This is a genomic window from Bradyrhizobium sp. Crot121, from assembly GCF_059512385.1.
In genome coordinates this window covers 1-17,252 of record NZ_JCAMOR010000013.1, presented here as the reverse complement: position 1 = coordinate 17,252, position 17,252 = coordinate 1, and the positions used below count along the sequence as shown (strand labels likewise).

Here is a 17,252-nt window from a genome sequence, read left to right as displayed (position 1 = left end):
AGCTGGATTCATTGGGCGACGAGCGATTCAAACATCTCGCGGTCACGGGGATGTGTTTGAACGGCCATATGCCGCTTTCGGCCTATTCCGTCCCGATCTGGCCTGGACCGTTTTGCTCGATTGAACCTTCACCGAAGTCTCTTTCTCGCCGCGCTCGCCCAAACCGCACGAGAGAAGCTGGTCCATGAGTTTGTGCATGGCAAGGACGTTGGAAGCACCGAACTCAGTCTTGAATTCAGCCTGCGCACGTTCCCATCCCGGCCGCGCCAATTTAAACCGCTCCAAACCAGCCTCAGTTATGGAGATGAGGCGAACCCGCCGATCCTTCGGACCGATCTCGATCTTGATCAGGCCGTCACGTTCAAGCGGGCGAAGGTTATGACCGATCGTGGCGCGGTCCATGGTCAACATCTCTGCCAGCTCAAGCATCGACTTCGGTCCGCGTTGCTTCAGATGACCCAGAATCGCGTATTGCGTGACACGTAACCCGGACGCCGCGATATGCGCATCGTAGAAACGGTTAACATGGCGAGCAGCACGCCGCAGCTTTGTGCTGTTGCACAAATCAAGCACATCGACATCGCCAATCGCCATATTTGCATCTCCTGTCCGCGACTGATGCAAGCCCAGATAGGCGGCTGGTGCAAGATGGTCAAGCATGGGAGGAGGCTACCGACTTCGGCTCCATGTTCGCGCGAGCCCTGGTGATTGCTGGCTGCGAAATTGAACAAGGAGATGTCGCTCACGCACGGCCGCCATTTCCCTTGGCGCGGCGCAGCAGCTCCACCACTTGCCGATCCGAGATCTGGTTGAAATCCCGGTAGTGCATGCCGACTGCAAAGAACGACTCGGGATTCATCAGGCAAATGACTTCGTCTGCTTCGGCGTTCAGGGCCTCGAGCGTATCGGGCGGAGCGACCGGCACCGCGAGCACAAGCCGGCGCGCACCCGCCCTGGAGAGTGCCTTGAGCACGGCCCGCATCGTTCCACCGGTCGCGATGCCGTCATCGATCACGATCACGGTGCGGCCTGTGATGTCGACGGGCGGCTCGCTGTCGCGATAGAGGCAGCGCCGCCGCTCGATCTCTGCGAGCTGGCGGGATGTCTCCGCCTTCAGATAGTCGGCGCCGGGCTCGATGGCGCGAACGATCTCGTCGTTCATCACCACCTGCGGCTTCGCGCCATCGACCACCGCGCCCAGCCCGAGCTCTTCGTGTCCGGGCGCGCCGATCTTGCGCACCAGCACGACATCGAGCGGCGCGTTCAGCGCCTGCGCGACCTCGAATGCGACCGGTACGCCACCGCGCGGCAGTGCCAGCACCACCGGGTTGTCGTTCTTGAACTTCAGAAGCGTCGGCACGAGCCGGCGTCCGGCCTCGCGCCGGTCGGCGAAGATGCGCTCGTCGCAGGTTCCTGTCAGCGGCGATGACAGGAAACGGCGGAACCAGCGTTTGGCATGCTCGATGACCTCCTCAAGCGCGCCGGGTTCTTCAAACAAATGACCGGCTCGTGGCACGATGACCAAATCCTTCTCGCAGGAAAGCGCGGCGAAGGCCGCACGGTTGAGCGGAATGACCGGCAGGTCGGCGCCGCCCACGATCAACAGCGTCGGCGCGGTGACGGCGCGCAGCGCCTCGCCGGCGAGATCGGGCCGTCCGCCGCGCGAGACCACTGCGCCGACATTCTGCCGTTCGGCCGCGGCGACCAGTGCAGCCGCGGCCCCGGTGCTTGCGCCGAAATAGCCGACGGGCAGTGCCGCAAATTCGGGCCTGGCATGGACCCAGTCCGCGGCTTCTGCGAGGCGTGACGCCAGCAGACCGATATCGAAAACGTTGCAGCGGTTGCGCTCTTCCTGCTCACTGAGGAGATCGAGCAGCAGGGTGGCAAAGCCCGCCTCGCGCAAGCCCGCCGCCACCTGATTGTTGCGCGGGCTGTGGCGGCCGCTGCCGCTGCCATGCGCGAAGATCACGATGGCAGTCGCGTCCTCGGGTACGCCCAGTATGCCGGCGAGATGATGCAGACCAATGTTGACGTCGCTGATCTGCGCTCGTCCGCCCGTCATGATCAGTCCTCGGCAGGAAAAAGGGCCGCGCTGGGTTCCCTCTAAAACTGTAACTCAGGCCGGTGGTGGATGTTCCTCCGCCGCGCTCACGTGATACCCTCGACAGCGCGCAGCGCGGGTACCACGAAGTCGATGAAGGCGCGCACTGCAGGTCTCAGGAAGCGCGACGTCGGATAAGCCACGTAGAGTTCGCTCGCTCGAATCTCGTGCTGCGGCAGCACCTGCACCAGACGTCGCGCACGCAGTTCTTCCGTCACCAATGGAAGCTGTACCGGACCCAGGCCGCGGCCCGCCAGCAAGGCCGCAATAAGGACCCGCGCGTTGTTGGTCTTCAGCACAGGCTGGACTGGCACTTCGATGGTTCTGGCGCCGCTCAAGAGTGTCAGTGTTCCTCGACGAGACAGCACCGCGTCAGTGACGACGAGCGCGTGGTCGGTCAGTGCCTGCCAGCGCCGGACCGGACCATGCTCTGCCAGGTACTCAGGTGTCGCAACCAGGATGCGCTTGATGATGCCGACCTTGCGCAGGACGGTACTTTGGTCCGTCGGGCGTCCCATGCGAACCGCCAGGTCGATGTCTTCATGCACGAGGTCCGCCGCCCTGTTCTCCAGCGTGAGGTCGACCGATACGGTCGGGTGCTGCTTTTGGAAGTCCATGACGATGCGGTGCAGATGGCTTTCACCAAGGCAGACGGGGCCGTGAATGCGCAGCTTGCCACCGACTTCGCCCATATCACGGCGCACCATCTCTACCGTCGCATCGATGGCCGCCAGGGAGGTCCCGCCTGCTTCGTAGAGCATCAGGCCTTGCGGGGTTGGGCGCACCGCGCGCGCGGTCCGCTCGAGCAGGCGCGCACCGGTATACTGCTCGAGGTTGCGCAACAGCTTGCTCACCGCGGGCTGTGAGACGCCCAGGTCACGGGCAGCGGCGGTGATGGAGCCGCGCTCGACAGTGCGCACGAAAGCACGAAGGGCGGCGGTCAGATCCATTCATAACACCTGGTTATGCAGATCATTCGCTCATAGCGGATAGACGCGGTGCGGTCCATGATGAACATTCCGCGCAAGAACTCGGCCAACATGAGGTGCACGATGGAATTCGACCGGCGATCACTGTTGTTCGGAGGATCACAGATACTGCTCGCGGGCGCGGCTGCGACAGCGGCCGGACTTCAGTCCGTCTCTGCTCAAGAGAAGCCCGATAGCGCGGAGCCCACTAAGATACCGGCCGGGATGTCTAGTCGTTTCGTCGATGTGAATGGCATCCGCATGCACTACGTTGCCATGGGATCCGGCCCTGTCGTCGTTCTGCTGCACGGGTGGCCCGAGACGTGGTTTGCCTGGCGCGGCATCATGCCGCGACTGGCCAGGAAGTTCACCGTGGTTGCGGCTGACCTGCGTGGGTGCGGGCTATCGGAGCGCACCGAGGCTGGATACGACAAGGAGACGATTGCCGAGGACATACGCGCATTGATCGCGCACCTGGGACCCGGTCCAGCCCACGTGGTCGGCCACGATATGGGCGGCAAGGCGGCCTATGTCCTCGCCCACCTTTATCCGCAAGCCGTTTCCAAGCTGGTGCTCGTCGACTGCCTGCTTCCGGGAACCGAGAATTTGGACGCCTTGCGCGGCGGAGCCTGGCACTATGGATTTCACGTGGCGCCGGAGTTTCCGGAGATGCTGACCAGGGGGCGAGAGCGCGACTACATCCGCGCGCAGATTCGGGCCTGGTCGCACAACAAAATGGCCATTTCCGAGGATGCCATTTCAGAGTTCGCCTATCATTACGCCCGCCCTGGCGGAATGACGGCCGGGTTCAACTACTATCGAGCGCTGCGCCAGGATGCGAAGCTCGCCGAGACGCTGCGCGGACGCAAACTGATGCCACCTGTGATGACCATCACCGGGCGTCATAGCGCCGGCGACAAGCTCGCCGAATCCATGCGTGATCAGGCCGCCGATCTCACGAGTGTCGTCGCGGAGGATAGCGGTCATTTCGTTGCCGAGGAGGTTCCGGATTTCTTCTGCGAGAAGCTGGAGACATTCCTGGTGGGTTGAAGCTTGCTGACGTGGACAAGCGGCGCGAAATCTGACGCGTTACTGAAACGCGACCTCGGCGAAACTCCGGAGCTTGCGCGAATGCAGGCGCTCCAATTGTTGCTCCCGCAGTCGTTCGAGCGCCTTCAGGCCGATCTCGAGATGCTGGCCGACGCGCTGCCGATAGAACTCGCTCGCCATTCCCGCGAGCTTGATCTCGCCATGCAAAGGCTTGTCCGAGACGCACAGCAGCGTGCCGTAGGGCACGCGGAAACGAAAGCCGTTGGCGGCGATCGCCGCCGATTCCATGTCGAGGGCGATCGCGCGCGATTGCGACAGACGCCGAATGACCGAGCGATCGCCGATCTCCCAGTTGCGATTGTCCACGCTTGCGACCGTTCCCGTGCGCATCAACCGTTTCAGCTCGAAGCCTTCGAGCCCGGTCACTTCACCCACGGCTTCCTCGAGCGCGACCTGCATCTCGGCCAGCGCCGGTATCGGCACCCAGAGCGGCAGCTCATCGTCGAGCACATGATCCTCGCGCACATAGCCATGCGCGAGCACGTAGTCGCCGAGCCGCTGTGTATTCCTGAGACCGGCGCAGTGTCCAAGCATCAACCAGGCGTGCGGCCGCAGCACCGCGACATGATCGGTGATGTTGCGTGCATTGGACGGACCGGTGCCGATGTTGATCAGGGTAATGCCCCGATAGCCGGCCTCGACCGAGTGAAAGGCCGGCATCTGCGGCATGCGTTGCGGCGCGATCCCGGTCGTGCCGCCGCCAAGGCGCGCGTTGCGCGTGATCACGTTCCCCGGGCCGACGAAGGCGTCGGGGCCGATCGCGCCCGCAGCCAGACGCTTCTGGCTCAACTCGGCGAACGCATCGATGTAGAACTGGTAGTTGGTGAAGATCACGAAGTTCTGGAAGTGCTCCGGATCCGTGCCGGTGTAATGATAAAGCCGGCGCAACGAATAATCGACACGTGCCGCGCGGAACAGGGCCAGCGGCTCGGGAGCGCCAGGCGCGAGCTCGAGCGTGCCATTGGCGATGGCATCGTCCATGGTGGCCAGGTCAGGCACATCGAAGAGATCGCGCAGCGATCGCATTACGTTCGATTTGTCGCCGGGCGTGAGTGCAGCTTCGATGTTGATGTCGCGACGATAGGCGAAATGAATCGGGATCGGCTCGTTCGACTCGCCGATTTCCACCGGTACGCCGTGGTTGTCGATCAATCGCCCGATCTGCTCGGTGAGGTAGGTGCGGAACAGGTCCGGTCTCGTCACCGTGGTTTCATATACCCCCGGCCTTGCGACGAAGCCGTAAGCGAGGCGCGAATCGACCCGCACATAGGTCGAGGTTGCAATGCGCACGAACGGATAGTTGGCGCGCACGCGGGCCGTGAGCGGCCGGCCATTGGCATAGGCCTCGAAATGATCTCGCAGGAAGGCAGTGTTGCGCTCGTAGATTTCTTCCAGCCGCGCGACCGCTGCAGCGGCGTCGGTGAACGTGTCGGTTGCAATCCGCGGCGGGGTCAGCATGGTGAGGGCAGGGTACATTGTCGTTACTATGGCAGATTCTCAGGAGCAAGAAAGGGGGAGCGCCGGCACGCGGCTGCCCGGTGGCACGGCTTGCGGCCTCTCTTGCCTGTCCGTGATCGCGAAAAAGGTCACGGGCAGCTCGCATCCGTCGCGATCGTGATATCAGGGGATGGACGATACTTCGTGGAAGGAAGAAGCATGCGCCAGGATTTCTGGTTCCATCATCCGTTTCGGGTGCGCTATTCCGAGGTCGATGCGCAGGCCGTGGTGTTCAACGCGCACTACCTGACCTATTTCGATACCGCGATCACCGAGTATTTTCGCGCGCTCGGCTATGACTATCTCGGCGAGGTCGCCAAGACCGGCGTCGATTTCCACCTTGTACGGTCGGTCGTCGAATACAAGGCGCCGATCCGGTTCGACGAGGAGATCGATGTCTGCGTGCGCGTCGCGAGGATCGGCCGGTCCTCGATCACGCTGGCGCTCGCCATTTTCGCCAAGGGCAGCGACGATCTCCGCTCCACCGGCGAAATCGTGTGGGTGTGCACGGACCAGCGGACCCACAGCTCTGTTGCCGTCGCAGAGCCGTTGCGGGTTCTGATTGCAAGCCGCGAAAAGGCCCTCGCTCAGGTGTGATCCGCGGAGGCCGGCCGGCGCGATCCAGCCGGCGAACGTCACGCCCCAATCTCAGGCGAAAGCTGATCTGGGATCAGCGAACGACCGCGCAGCGCTCGCGCTTCAGCGTCTTCATCGCGGTGCCGTCGAGGTTGAGATGTCCCTTGACGAGGTCGGGCGGAGTCAGTGCCATCAACGCCACAATCGTGGCATCGGGCCATTCGGAAAACGGCTATGGAAATCGGAAAGACCATCCGCGAGGCGGGGCGGTATCGCTCTTTTGATACGCGTTCGATCGGAGATTGGGTTTTGTTGATGCGATGAGCCAGCCGCTTGATAGGGCAGCCGCCGCCCGAAGCCCGGATTGCGATCCGGCGCGCGCGCTCGACGTGCTGGTGACGGCTGCGATATTGCTGTTCACGAACGGCCAGACGAGCGAGCGCACGACCGAGTATGTCGAGCGGCTGGCGACAGCGCTCGGCTTTTCTGCGCGGGTCTTTCTGCGCTGGGACGGAGTGACCGTCGCGATCGAGAATGGCGGCGGAGTGGCGAGCACGACCGTCGAGGCGAGGCCGGTCGGCATCGAGATGGGAAAGGTCGCTGTCGCAACCAAGTTGATTGACGACTTCTGCGATCACCCCTCCACACCAGAACTGCTGCGCTCCGCGCTTGCCAGGGTGCAGGCTCGCCCGCCCGTCTCGCTCATTCGCTTCGCATCCTTCGCCGCCATCGGCGCCGCTGCGCTCGGCATCATCTTCGGCGCCGCGCATGTGGCAAGCCTGATCGTCATCGCTGTCAGCGCCGGCCTCGGCGCCTGCCTGCGCCGCTGGATCGCCGGATGGAGCCATAACCCGTTCGCCCAGCCGCTCGCCGCCGCGCTGCTCGCCGGCGCGATCGGCGCGCTGGTCGTCGATCTCCAGTTGTCCTCCAGCATGCAGCGGCTCGTTGCCGTCTGTCCCTGCATGGTGCTGGTGCCGGGCCCGCACATTCTCAACGGCACGATCGACCTTGCGCGTGGACGCCTGGCGCTCGGGATTTGCCGGGTGGTCTATGCCAGCCTGATCATCTTTTCGATCTGCATCGGCCTGCTCGCCGGACTGTCGTTCGGCGGGGCCAACCTGCCGGCATCGGCGCCGTCGCCGCCGGTCCCGTTGATCTATGACGTGATCGCTGCGGGTGCGGCGGTGTCCGCCTATGGTACCTTTTTCTCCATGCCGTGGCGGATGCTGCCAGTCCCGATCCTGATCGGGATGTTCGCCCACGGCGTGCGTTGGGCCCTCTTGGCCAAGGCCGGCGTCAGCCTGTCGGGCGCCGCCTTCATCGCCTGCCTCATTGTCGGAGCGATCACCACGCCTGTGGCAGAACGTCTCAGGTTGCCCTATGCGGGGCTTGCCTTTGCATCCGTGGTTTCGCTGATCCCGGGGGTGTTCCTATTCCGGATGGCGGATGGGCTCCTCGAACTCGTCGCGAGCGGAGGTAACGTTTCAGGCTTGCTGCAGGCAACGCTCGCGGATGGAATCAATGCCTTCCTGATCACTCTTGCGATCACCCTGGGGTTGATCTTGCCGAAGATGCTGATTGGGTATCGTTTCAACAAACCGTTTACCGGGAACGGCCGAAGCGCGTAGAATTTGAATCACGTCCCTGCGCAAGACATACGCTTTTGCAATCTGCGCATTATATTCAATGGATGCCGCTATCGTAACTGTCGAGCAGGTGATTGGGATGCGCCTATTATTGCTTATCAATTTGACGGCTGTTGCCGTGGCGGGAGTCGCCATGGCTCAGACCGAGGAGCCGCCGATGTCCCTTCCGCCCGTAAGCGTCGATCCGCAGCGGAATAATTTGCCGCCGGCTCTCGACCTCGGGCCGCAGCAGGGTTCAGGAAACAACGGCGCCGCCCGCGGCAATTCCGGAAACGCCGGCAATGCCAAAGGCGGCTATGACGATCTCAACAAACGCTTGATGGGCGAGGTCAACAAGGTCAATCCTCCGATCACGAATCAGCCGCCGCTCGACGCGCGATCGCCGGACACCCGTATTGGCGTTATCAACATACCGGGGGTTCGGCAGCAGTACGGGCAGAATTTCGGCATTTCGGCCCAGCCGTACCGCCCGCCGCCGCTTGTCTACTCGACCCCTTTGGGACGTCACTAAACGTTCACGCAGAGGGCGCCTGAGCGGCGCGGGTTGCTGACCTGCCGCTCAGGCTCGATCGAGGGCGTGCGCTTCGTGCAGGTGACAGGACAGTCCTTCACGCCCTGCAGGGATTCGATAAAATTCTTCGTGGGTTTACCGAGCGGCATACGTTGCGGCCGTGCTGTGCGTGGATACCAAACGGCGCCTGCTAGACGCTGATCGGTATTGAGAGGTTGGATGCCGGCCGCGCGCGCGGACAATCAGCGAGGTCATGAGCCCGCTGGAGCGCATCGCGCTCAAGCTCAAGGAGATCCGGCCGCCCAACTGGCGCGCGGGCTGTGTCGCGCCCGGCTTTGGAGGTTGCGGATATCTTCCGCAGCCATGGCGCCGAGCATGCGGCGCCGTCCTTCAAGCGGCCGGCATCCGAAACCCTTCACAGAAGCGGACAGAGAAACTCGATTCGTGATGAGGTATTTGTTCGCTAGACCACTGAGTTTCTCAGCGTGCCAATGCGATCAATCTGGCACTCAATAATATCCCCGGGTAGGCAGTATCGTGTCGCGCGGACTAATCCATCCTTGCCAGCCCAGACGCCCCCGAGTTCACTATCGGCCGACCATGCGGTTCCCGCCGGAGAGCCGGTAATAATCACCATGCCGGGGCGGAGAGTGAAGTTGATCGAGAAAAAGTGGATCAGTTCCGCGCAGGTCCAGATCATGTCGCTGGTCGCGCAATTCTGGCGCAATTCGCCGTTGATGCGCGTCGAGATCTGCAGACTCTGCGGATCGAGGATCTCATCCGCAGTAACGATGACGGGCCCGAGAGGAGCGCTGGTGTCGAAGGCCTTGCCACGCCCCAATTCGTACCAGACCGTGCCGTTCGGCGCCGTCCGCACCTGCCGATCCCTAGCCGTGACATCGTTGACGATAGTGTAGCCAAATACATGATCGAGCGCGGCTTTGACCGGGATGTGCCGGCCTGGCTTACCGATCACAACCGCCAGCTCGGTTTCGCAGTCCAGTTTCTGGGTTAGCGCGCCGTCAAAAATGATCGCGGAATCAGGTCCGACCACGGAGTCAGCTGTCTTCACGAAGAATTCTGGCTCCTTCCCAGACAGCGGCGTATTAGCCTTCTCGCTGTTGTGGGCCCGATAGTTGCTGCCAGCACAGAGGATCGTCGATGGCATGATCGGCGCATCAAGACGGACGGTCGAAAGCTCATAAGAGGCTTCAGAGGGAGCCGAGGACGCCAGCCGGTCCAACTCGACCGTGCCATCGACGCAGGCGCGGATCAATGAACGCATGTCGCGCCCGATATCACCGCAGACGCCGTGATGCCGCGCCGAGGCCACAACATCGATCACCAAATCCCCGGCGAGGATTCCGACCCTGCACTCTTGAGTGTCGATTTTGAAGCTGACCAGTTTCATCGCATATCCGTAAGCGTGTGATTAGGTTCGTGGAATCGGGGTTGGGGCGGGAGGCTTACTCTCCCCTGAACATCATCGCTTTCACGTTCTGCAGATGGATAGTCATGGCCGCACGCGCAGCAGCCGCATCTCTCCGGCGAATGGCATCGACGATCTCCACATGCTCAACCGTGTGCACGTCGCGCATTTCGTCAGTAAGCGTCTTCTTCTTCAGCGCTCCCCAATCGCCTTGATTGCGGATCTGGGTCACGATCACTGCGAATGCGGAGAACAGCGGGTTACGAGTCGAGGTTGCGATCGCGCAATGCAGCGCGTCGTCGCAATCTTCGAACTGCTGCAGACTCTTCGCCACACGGGATTGATCGATCGCGGCCTGCATCCGCTCGATATCGGCGCCGCCGGCGCGTGCGACCGCGAGCTCGGCGATCGCCGGCTCGAGCGAAAGCCGGAATTCCATCAGGTCGCGCGGGCTCGTCTTCCGCACTAGGTCTAGATCGAGGTTGGCGGATGCGGTCGGCGGTGCGCTCGCCGCTAAATGTAGCGCGAGCTTGTCGCTGACAAAGGTCCCGCGCCCCACCTCGCGGATGATGATGCCTTCCTGCTCGAGACTATCCAAGGTCTTTCGAACCGTATTGCGTGCTGCCATGAAACGCGCGGCAATCTCGCGCTCGGTCGGCAGCTTGTCGCCTGGTTTCAAGGTCTGCGTCGCAATGCCCGCCTGGATGAAGCGGCGGATCTCACGCGCCGCTTCTCGGGCACGCTCGCGCACATTCTCGTCGGTCGTGGTCTGCATATTGGTTCTCTTTTGGGCGTTATGCGCACCAATAACGCCTAGGGCCAGCCCAATTCTGAGGGATAATGCGAACCAATCGTGCGGCCGTCAATCACTTTGTTGGTCACAAAATGCGCATTTTATGCTAACATTTGCTACAAAAATATGCCTTGACAGCTGGCCGGACTCATACACCAATATGGTGCACGTTTTCCCGTATTGGTTCACATTTGGTTCATAAAACAAGGCAGGAGACTTCGATGAAGGGTAAGCAGACATACGTCGTGGGCAAGCTTTCGGGCGCCATTGCCGGCGACCGCAAGATTCCGCTGTCGGCTGTCACCAGCGGCAACGGCTTCGTCTTCGTCTCCGGATTGCCGCCGGTCGACCATGTCACCGGCGAGCTCGTGCGCGGCGACATCCTCGTCCAGACCCGGCAGTGCCTCGAAAACGTGAAAGCAGCTCTCGAAGTCGCCGGCTCATCGCTGGACCAGGTGCTCAAGGTCACGATCTACGCCGTGAACTGCGCCTATTTCAAAGACATCAACGAGATCTATGCCGAGTACTTCCCGAATGATCCGCCAGCGCGGACGTTCTGCACCGTCGGCGCATGGCCGTGGGAGTTCGACATCGAGATGGAAGCCATCGCACTGCAATCCTAACCCCGATCGACCAGAGAGCTCAGGAGGATGCCGACGATGAATCAGTCCGTCGAGTTGGATCGGACGACGCGTGAATGGCGCGATCGCCATTCGGTTCTCACCTTCACGGACGTGATCAAAAAATACTCCAGTGAGCGCGGCTCGGTCGTTGCCCTCAACGGAATCTCTCTCGACGTCAAGGAAGGTGAATTTCTCACCATCGTCGGCCCAAGCGGCTGCGGCAAGTCCACCCTCCTGAACATTCTAGTCGGCCTGGAAACGCCGTCGGCCGGCGCCGTTACACTCGACGGCGCCGGGGGCGTAGACCGCAAGACCGTGGGCTATGTGATGCAGAACGACAACCTGTATCCGTGGCGCACCCTGCGCGAAAATGTCGAGTTTCCGCTCGAACTGCGCAAGATTCCTGCTGAGGAGCGGCGCCGAATCAGCACGCGCTATCTGGAAAAGGTTCAGCTCGCCGATTTCGCCAATGCGTATCCCTACGAGTTGTCGGGCGGCATGCGACAGCGCGGCAACATCGTCCGTGCCCTGTGTTTCTCGCCGCGCATCCTGGTGATGGACGAGCCGTTCGGCCCGCTCGACGCCCAGACCCGGCTGTTGCTGCAGAACCTGCTGCTTGAGCTCTGGGCCGAAGAAAAGAAGACCGTCATCTTCATCACACACGATCTGCACGAAGCCATCGCGCTCGGGGACCGCCTGATCGTGCTGACGGCGCGGCCGGGCCGCATCAAGTCATCGCATCCGATCGATATTCGGCGCCCGCGCAATATCCGTCACCTGCATGAAAACGCAGCCTATCGCGAGCTTCTGAGCAAGGTCGGCGACGAGCTGGCGGAAGAAATCCAGGTTCAGGCGGGAGTGCATTGAATGTCCATCGAAGCGATCGACCTTCCCATGACCAACAAAGTCCAGAAGCCCGCCCTGTCCTATCGGTCCAGGATCAACCTGACCCGGCTCGGCCTGGTCGGCCTTGTGTTCGGGTTCTGGGAATATGCGTCGGGAACACTATTCTCGCCATTCTGGATCTCGAAGCCCTCGCTGATCGCCGGCTACATCTTCAAATGGGTCGTTCACGGCGACTTCTTCTATCAGCTCTCCTTTACCTTCGGCTCGATGATCGCGGGCTTCACGCTCGGTACAGTGCTCGGCCTGCTGGCGGGCGTCGTGCTGAGCCGCTCGCAATTTCTGTCCGACGTCCTCGATCCCTTTCTCGTCGCCATCAACGGCATTCCGCGCGTCGCGCTCGCGCCGCTGTTCGTCGTCTGGTTCGGCATCGACATGCTGCCGAAGATCATTCTGGTCTTCACACTGGTATTCTTCGTGATCTTCTACAACACCTATGCGGGCATTAAGAGTGTCGATCGGCGCTTCACTGACCTCGCTTTTGTCATGGGCGCCAATTCCAGCGAACTGTTCCGGAAAGTGATCCTGCCGGCATCGCTCCCGCACATCTTCCTCGGCATCAAGCTATCGATCCCCTACGCGCTGATCGGCGCCATCATCGGCGAGTTCGTGGCATCCTCGGCGGGCCTCGGCTGGAAGATACAGATGGAGACCAGTCTCTACAACACCACCGGGACCATGGCTGGCCTCATCGTCATGATGTTCATCGTTGTGACGATGAACGCGCTGCTCGCCGTCATGGAGCGCCGCCTGCTGCGCTGGCAGCCGAGCTCACGCTTCACAACGACCCAGACACAGTAAGAACGATATCCAACGCATAGGAGACTTCCATGATCTCTCGTCGTGCCTTCGTTTCCGGTTTTGGCGGCGCTATGGCCACCGCGGCTCTCCAGCCCTCCATCGTTCTCGCGCAAGCAGGCGGCAAGCCGCTGCGCATCACCCACGCCGTGACGTCGCTGGCCTATATGCAAAGCTACATCGCCAATCAGAACGGTTACTTTAATCAGGCCGGGCTGACTGCCCAGATCATCGACACCGGCGGCGGCGGCCCTGACGTTCAGCTCGTGCTCGGCGGGCGCGCCGAGATGACCGTAAATGACGGCGCCCAGATCCTTCCTGCGCTCCAGCAGGGACAGAAGCTGACCTGTGTGCTCAGCCTGCTCAATCGCTCGATCGTCAACGCGACGATCAGCAAGACGGCAGCGGCCAAATATGGCGTTACGGAAGCCATGCCGCTGGCGGACAAGCTTGGCCGGATGAAAGGCATGAAGATCGGCGTGACGCGGCCCGGTGCGCTGACCTGGCAGCTTGCCCGGTTCAACCTTGTGTCTGTGGGGCTCAATCCGGACAAGGATGCGCAGATCGTTGCAGTCGGCGGGCCGCCGGCACTGGCAGCGGCGCTCGAGAACGGCGCTGTCGATCTCATCTACATCTCGATGCCGATCGGCGAAAAACTGATCCGGGAAGGCAAAGCAATTTCCTTCATCAACAATGCGCGCGGCGAGGACCCAAAGCTCGCCAACTTCATGATGGAAGGATTGTGGACGACGCCGGATTATCTGGCGGCCAATCGCCCGACGATAAAGGCAGCTGTCACCGCCTACCAGAAGGCCTCGGACTTCATTCGCACCTCGGCTCCCGAAGCAGTGGTCGCGGCTTTGATGCCCGCGCTGGGAAGTCTCGGCGAGGCCGTACTGCTGGACTCCGTGAAGCGGATCCATCCCGCCGTGTCTGAAACCGGGAAGATCACGTCAGCCGAGTTCGACACGACACAGGCATTGCTCAAGATGAACGGGTTCTTGAACACGCCATTCGTCATCGCAGACGTCTTCGACGGCTCGTTCACGAAGGTGTAGTGTGGTGGCCGTCCCTTGGTGACAGGGTGTCGCACAGGGGCGCGGCCGCCGATTGGAAGGACGGGAGAGATCAGTGACCGACGCCGAGCATCCCTACAGTCTCGTTTACGAAAAGGATGGTGTCGCCTATGTCTCGGGCGCTACCACCATCGATTACGCTACCCATCTGCCGGTCGAGGGTGACGAGGCGGCCCTGGACACAGCGCTGAACGAGGTCGAGCGCCGCCTCGGGACCATCGGGCTCGACCTCGCTGCCGTGACCAAGGTAACCTATTTCCTTTCGGACATGCGACTGCGCTCCATTGCCAATGCGCAATTCGAAAAGCGCTTCGTACAGCCCCGCCCTGCGAGAACAGTCGTCGGAGTGTCTTCCATTCCATACGGAGGCATTGCGGTCATCGACGCGATTGCGCAGCGGTCACGGGCGCGTGTGCGGAGGCAAGCGCCTGGTGACGCGGACTGTTGATCGTCAACAACCGCCCATTGTTCGAATTGGCGAACGAAGTGCACCGCTATCGCAGCGGGCACATCCTCATTGTCAACGCCAACCGCAAGCCAGCTATCCGAGCGGGCTTCCTTGATTTCGTCTGATGATCTTGAGCGTGAGCAGGACGGCGCCAAGCACAAGAAACAGAACGCCGACAGTCGTCGTGCTGGTGGATTCGAACGTCACGCCAACTGCCGTCAGCAGGCATCCGATGATAACCGCGACCAACCCACCAAGCTTCTTCACCAGCAGAAAGTGCCAGCGAATTGCTCGCAAATGCGACAGGGGATGCGAAATGCTGCCTTAGCCGATCAGCGCCGCTTGGGGATGGAAGAATCACATCCCCCGCTTCTTCGGCCCGAGCCCCTCGAATTGCGTCTTCTGCTCGTCACTGAGGTACCAATAGAAATCGTCGACCGCGTCGTTCACGCTTCCGATCGCCTCTCGCATCGCTTCCAACCGCGCCTTTGCGGCCTTAAGGCGGGCCGGCGGGGTGAGCGCGTCCTTTGGCGGGCATGCGCTTAAGGCTTCCATCGTGGACATCGTGGTGTCCTGCACCAATTCGAGGGCGGCGCGCTCGGTATCGTTCAATTTTAAGGTGGCAGCGATGTCGTCGATGGGCCATTGCTGGGCGACGAGCTGGCGGTATTGCTTTTCGGCCTGTTGCTCGTCCTGCGGTTCGCGGCTCGCCTGGCAGGCGGCGTCCTGCATCTCCTTCAGCTTCGCGACCTCAGCGTTAGCGCGGCGGTCGCGTTGGGGCGCGTTGAGCCGCGCCTTCTGCTCATCGCTCAGGAGATCGTAGAATTTTTGGAATGGCGGCTGAACGGCCTCAACTGCGCTCAGCATCGCGTTGACGCGGCTCTGCATGGCCGCGAGCCGTTCGAGCGCGGTAGTTGCGGCCTGTGCTGGACAAGAGGCGCGGATGGTGTCGCCGGCGGAAGTCCAGGCGCTTGCGAGCTCGTCGAAGGCTGTGCGTTGCGCCTCGTTCGCCGCGACCACCCGGCCGATCCGTTCGAGGGGAAGGCCGGTCGTCTCGGCGGTGTCGCCGCCACAGAGCTCCTCCTGCACGGAGGGCGCTTTGCGATGCCGCCTCCCGGCGGGGCGCTCGGCCGCAAACGCTGAGAGATCGCTCGCAGCGTAAGGCGAGAAGATCGCAGCGTAGAGATCGCCGTAGCCATAGCCCCAGAAGCCGCTGCCATCACTGAGAAGCGCGTAGTCATAGAGATCGCTATAGGCGAACGGCCAGAACAGCGGACCGACCCAGCCGTACGAACCGTCGGCGTGCTGCCACCAGCCTTGCGCAGCTCGGCCGCCCTGCCAGCCGGCCAGCGCCGCGATGGCGGTGAGCTGCGCGCGCTCGCTCGGGCGGGTCGACTCGGCGGCGGGGCGAAGATCTTGCGGTCTTAAGGCAGCCATTCGGACGCGGCCGTGGCGCGCCGCCATACGTGCGTGACGGAGACCTGCGACCGACAGCATGCCGGCCATCGCGAAGCGCGCGACACCGACGGGGCCGCCAACGCGCAGGCGCAAGCCCGCCTCCGCCGCATTCGGCAGCGCTCCTAGAACGACCAGGGCAAGGCCAGCCGCAGCCATTCCAAGGCGGGACTTTGGCATGATCACTCCCTTGGCTTCCCTCCTCCGCGGGCGGGCCGCACCCCGTCACAAAGATGACTCGGAGCGAAACCGAAAGTTCCACCCGCGGTCGTTTTCCTTCGAGTGAACCACCGAAGTTAGATCGCGGCGCAATTTTCAACGGATGTCTTCTTAGAAATCGCTGATGCATTTTACGCGGGGCGACGCGAGGAACGTTTCATCACGGACGTCCGTAGTGGCAATGAAAAGCTACGCAGAAGCAGAGAAGTCCAGAGATCACCCATCGCAAGAGGGTTATTCGATTTTCGACTCTTACAACAATATCCCTCCTATAGCGGCACAAGACGGAAAATCGCCTGATGTCTGGGTCGGGTGAAAACGACATCTCACGTAGAGGGTAGCTTCCGGAGCAAACCGGACATTCGGCCAAACCCGCATGTCTCAGAAGGGCCAAGAGCGGAAACTCGGTGCTTGTTGCTACGCGCGAGGCGCTGCTTGCCTTTACTACCTAGGGGTATTTTGCTTCTTCGCGATAAAGGCAGCATCTACGTCATATGGCGTCGCGCTGGGTGGGAGCCCACTTTTTCTCACCACATGCCAGCCGAGCAAATAACCCATCACCGCGCCCCAGAGAGCCGATAATAGAGCGGCTACTGCAACGTCAGAAATGAGCTGGCTCAAGAGCCTACCGGTTAGTGCGTCGGACAGGCCAAAAATCATGATGCCAATGAATGCGAACAAAATCGGGACGGGGATCGTCGATCTTATAAATCTCACGGCGTCACCTCTATAGGGGGAAAGGCTGACGCATAGTAGTGCAAGAAAACACACTAACACTTGATGACTGTTAGGGCCTAAAACTCTATCGAATTGGCAATCTGAAGGTCGGGAAGCGCCGTTTGAGGTCTGCACCGGGTCAAAATGAGAAAAACTCAGCACGAGCAAATCTGGTCCGCTATTGCCCCGCAAAGCGGACCTCAATTACAGGTGCCACCACTTCGCTGATGGGCCAAGCGGACTAAAGCGGAATGAAGTTAGCTTGAATCGATTTGGGATTCCCAAATCAGGCGGTTTCTGATTCACCATGCTGGCTGGGCTGGAGGCCGGCATGGATGGGCAAGCCTTACTCTTTGGATTTGAGGAAGCGGGTCGTTGCGGC

Annotated in this window: 17 protein-coding genes; 10 read left to right on the top strand and 7 right to left on the bottom strand. The window is 61.5% G+C overall.

All coding sequences use genetic code 11. The features are described 5' to 3' along the window. Positions 1–42: 42 nt before the first annotated feature. From AC5ZGW_RS14355 to AC5ZGW_RS14345, 3 genes are all read right to left on the bottom strand, one after another. Complete coding sequence (locus tag AC5ZGW_RS14355) at positions 43–660, bottom strand: MarR family winged helix-turn-helix transcriptional regulator (RefSeq protein WP_130227700.1); 618 nt, start codon at positions 658–660, stop codon at positions 43–45. Positions 661–742: 82 nt separating this feature from the next. Beyond that, positions 743–2,062 carry a phosphoribosyltransferase family protein gene (locus AC5ZGW_RS14350; protein WP_349645099.1) on the bottom strand — a complete coding sequence of 440 codons (1,320 nt, stop codon included), beginning with the start codon at positions 2,060–2,062 and terminating at the stop codon, positions 743–745. Positions 2,063–2,148: 86 nt separating this feature from the next. Beyond that, positions 2,149–3,051 (bottom strand): LysR family transcriptional regulator, encoded by a 903-nt coding sequence (locus AC5ZGW_RS14345; RefSeq protein WP_130227699.1) that lies wholly within the window; start codon positions 3,049–3,051, stop codon positions 2,149–2,151. 243 nt (positions 3,052–3,294) lie between these two features. Here AC5ZGW_RS14345 and AC5ZGW_RS14340 point away from each other — a divergent pair, with 243 nt between their 5' ends. Next, a complete protein-coding gene (locus tag AC5ZGW_RS14340; RefSeq protein WP_245474861.1) occupies positions 3,295–4,119 on the top strand; it encodes an alpha/beta fold hydrolase in 825 nt (274 codons plus the stop codon). Positions 4,120–4,158: 39 nt separating this feature from the next. Here the strand turns inward: AC5ZGW_RS14340 and AC5ZGW_RS14335 are convergent, their stop codons facing one another. Beyond that, positions 4,159–5,637 carry an AMP nucleosidase gene (locus AC5ZGW_RS14335; protein ID WP_130227716.1) on the bottom strand — a complete coding sequence of 493 codons (1,479 nt, stop codon included), beginning with the start codon at positions 5,635–5,637 and terminating at the stop codon, positions 4,159–4,161. Between the two features lie 198 nt (positions 5,638–5,835). Between AC5ZGW_RS14335 and AC5ZGW_RS14330 the strand changes: the two genes are divergently transcribed. The 3 genes from AC5ZGW_RS14330 to AC5ZGW_RS14320 all read left to right on the top strand — a co-directional run bounded on the left by AC5ZGW_RS14330 (position 5,836) and on the right by AC5ZGW_RS14320 (position 8,409). Beyond that, entirely contained in the window at positions 5,836–6,273 is a 438-nt protein-coding gene (locus AC5ZGW_RS14330; protein WP_130227698.1) for an acyl-CoA thioesterase, read from the top strand. A 299-nt stretch (positions 6,274–6,572) separates the two neighbouring features. Further along, positions 6,573–7,880 (top strand): threonine/serine exporter family protein, encoded by a 1,308-nt coding sequence (locus AC5ZGW_RS14325; RefSeq protein ID WP_130227697.1) that lies wholly within the window; start codon positions 6,573–6,575, stop codon positions 7,878–7,880. A gap of 58 nt (positions 7,881–7,938) precedes the next feature. Next, a complete protein-coding gene (locus AC5ZGW_RS14320; RefSeq protein WP_245474860.1) occupies positions 7,939–8,409 on the top strand; it encodes a hypothetical protein in 471 nt (156 codons plus the stop codon). A 463-nt stretch (positions 8,410–8,872) separates the two neighbouring features. Here the strand turns inward: AC5ZGW_RS14320 and AC5ZGW_RS14315 are convergent, their stop codons facing one another. After that, a complete protein-coding gene (locus tag AC5ZGW_RS14315; RefSeq protein WP_130227696.1) occupies positions 8,873–9,820 on the bottom strand; it encodes a fumarylacetoacetate hydrolase family protein in 948 nt (315 codons plus the stop codon). A 55-nt stretch (positions 9,821–9,875) separates the two neighbouring features. Beyond that, entirely contained in the window at positions 9,876–10,613 is a 738-nt protein-coding gene (locus tag AC5ZGW_RS14310; RefSeq protein ID WP_130227695.1) for a FadR/GntR family transcriptional regulator, read from the bottom strand. A 239-nt stretch (positions 10,614–10,852) separates the two neighbouring features. On the opposite strand from AC5ZGW_RS14310, the gene AC5ZGW_RS14305 reads away from it, so the two are divergent. The 6 genes from AC5ZGW_RS14305 (at position 10,853) to AC5ZGW_RS14280 (ending at position 14,604) form a co-directional block, all read left to right on the top strand. Continuing rightward, positions 10,853–11,254 carry a RidA family protein gene (locus AC5ZGW_RS14305; RefSeq protein WP_130227694.1) on the top strand — a complete coding sequence of 134 codons (402 nt, stop codon included), beginning with the start codon at positions 10,853–10,855 and terminating at the stop codon, positions 11,252–11,254. Positions 11,255–11,290: 36 nt separating this feature from the next. After that, entirely contained in the window at positions 11,291–12,121 is an 831-nt protein-coding gene (locus AC5ZGW_RS14300; RefSeq protein ID WP_130227693.1) for an ABC transporter ATP-binding protein, read from the top strand. Then, positions 12,122–12,958 carry an ABC transporter permease gene (locus tag AC5ZGW_RS14295; protein ID WP_130227692.1) on the top strand — a complete coding sequence of 279 codons (837 nt, stop codon included), beginning with the start codon at positions 12,122–12,124 and terminating at the stop codon, positions 12,956–12,958. A 29-nt stretch (positions 12,959–12,987) separates the two neighbouring features. Then, positions 12,988–14,013 (top strand): ABC transporter substrate-binding protein, encoded by a 1,026-nt coding sequence (locus AC5ZGW_RS14290; RefSeq protein WP_130227691.1) that lies wholly within the window; start codon positions 12,988–12,990, stop codon positions 14,011–14,013. A 73-nt stretch (positions 14,014–14,086) separates the two neighbouring features. Continuing rightward, complete coding sequence (locus AC5ZGW_RS14285; protein ID WP_207231074.1) at positions 14,087–14,479, top strand: RidA family protein; 393 nt, start codon at positions 14,087–14,089, stop codon at positions 14,477–14,479. Continuing rightward, on the top strand, positions 14,476–14,604 hold the full coding sequence (locus tag AC5ZGW_RS14280) for a hypothetical protein (protein ID WP_283813285.1): 129 nt from the start codon (positions 14,476–14,478) through the stop codon (positions 14,602–14,604). Before AC5ZGW_RS14285 ends, AC5ZGW_RS14280 begins: the two co-directional genes overlap by 4 nt. Positions 14,605–14,836: 232 nt before the next feature. On the opposite strand, the gene AC5ZGW_RS14275 is transcribed toward AC5ZGW_RS14280, so the two are convergent. Beyond that, the gene (locus tag AC5ZGW_RS14275; protein WP_130227713.1) at positions 14,837–16,093 is read right to left on the bottom strand and encodes a Spy/CpxP family protein refolding chaperone; all 1,257 of its coding nucleotides are present in this window, start codon (positions 16,091–16,093) and stop codon (positions 14,837–14,839) included. Positions 16,094–17,252 lie beyond the last annotated feature (1,159 nt).

Excerpts from the sequence above, each read along its gene's own strand:
- AC5ZGW_RS14355 (WP_130227700.1), bottom strand. The coding sequence starts at position 660 with ATGCTTGACCATCTTGCACCAGCCGCCTATCTGGGCTTGCATCAGTCG.
- AC5ZGW_RS14350 (WP_349645099.1), bottom strand. The coding sequence starts at position 2,062 with ATGACGGGCGGACGAGCGCAGATCAGCGACGTCAACATTGGTCTGCAT.
- AC5ZGW_RS14345 (WP_130227699.1), bottom strand. The coding sequence starts at position 3,051 with ATGGATCTGACCGCCGCCCTTCGTGCTTTCGTGCGCACTGTCGAGCGC.
- AC5ZGW_RS14340 (WP_245474861.1), top strand. The coding sequence starts at position 3,295 with ATGTCTAGTCGTTTCGTCGATGTGAATGGCATCCGCATGCACTACGTT.
- AC5ZGW_RS14335 (WP_130227716.1), bottom strand. The coding sequence starts at position 5,637 with ATGCTGACCCCGCCGCGGATTGCAACCGACACGTTCACCGACGCCGCT.
- AC5ZGW_RS14330 (WP_130227698.1), top strand. The coding sequence starts at position 5,836 with ATGCGCCAGGATTTCTGGTTCCATCATCCGTTTCGGGTGCGCTATTCC.
- AC5ZGW_RS14325 (WP_130227697.1), top strand. The coding sequence starts at position 6,573 with ATGAGCCAGCCGCTTGATAGGGCAGCCGCCGCCCGAAGCCCGGATTGC.
- AC5ZGW_RS14320 (WP_245474860.1), top strand. The coding sequence starts at position 7,939 with ATGGATGCCGCTATCGTAACTGTCGAGCAGGTGATTGGGATGCGCCTA.
- AC5ZGW_RS14315 (WP_130227696.1), bottom strand. The coding sequence starts at position 9,820 with ATGAAACTGGTCAGCTTCAAAATCGACACTCAAGAGTGCAGGGTCGGA.
- AC5ZGW_RS14310 (WP_130227695.1), bottom strand. The coding sequence starts at position 10,613 with ATGCAGACCACGACCGACGAGAATGTGCGCGAGCGTGCCCGAGAAGCG.
- AC5ZGW_RS14305 (WP_130227694.1), top strand. The coding sequence starts at position 10,853 with ATGAAGGGTAAGCAGACATACGTCGTGGGCAAGCTTTCGGGCGCCATT.
- AC5ZGW_RS14300 (WP_130227693.1), top strand. The coding sequence starts at position 11,291 with ATGAATCAGTCCGTCGAGTTGGATCGGACGACGCGTGAATGGCGCGAT.
- AC5ZGW_RS14295 (WP_130227692.1), top strand. The coding sequence starts at position 12,122 with ATGTCCATCGAAGCGATCGACCTTCCCATGACCAACAAAGTCCAGAAG.
- AC5ZGW_RS14290 (WP_130227691.1), top strand. The coding sequence starts at position 12,988 with ATGATCTCTCGTCGTGCCTTCGTTTCCGGTTTTGGCGGCGCTATGGCC.
- AC5ZGW_RS14275 (WP_130227713.1), bottom strand. The coding sequence starts at position 16,093 with ATGGCTGCGGCTGGCCTTGCCCTGGTCGTTCTAGGAGCGCTGCCGAAT.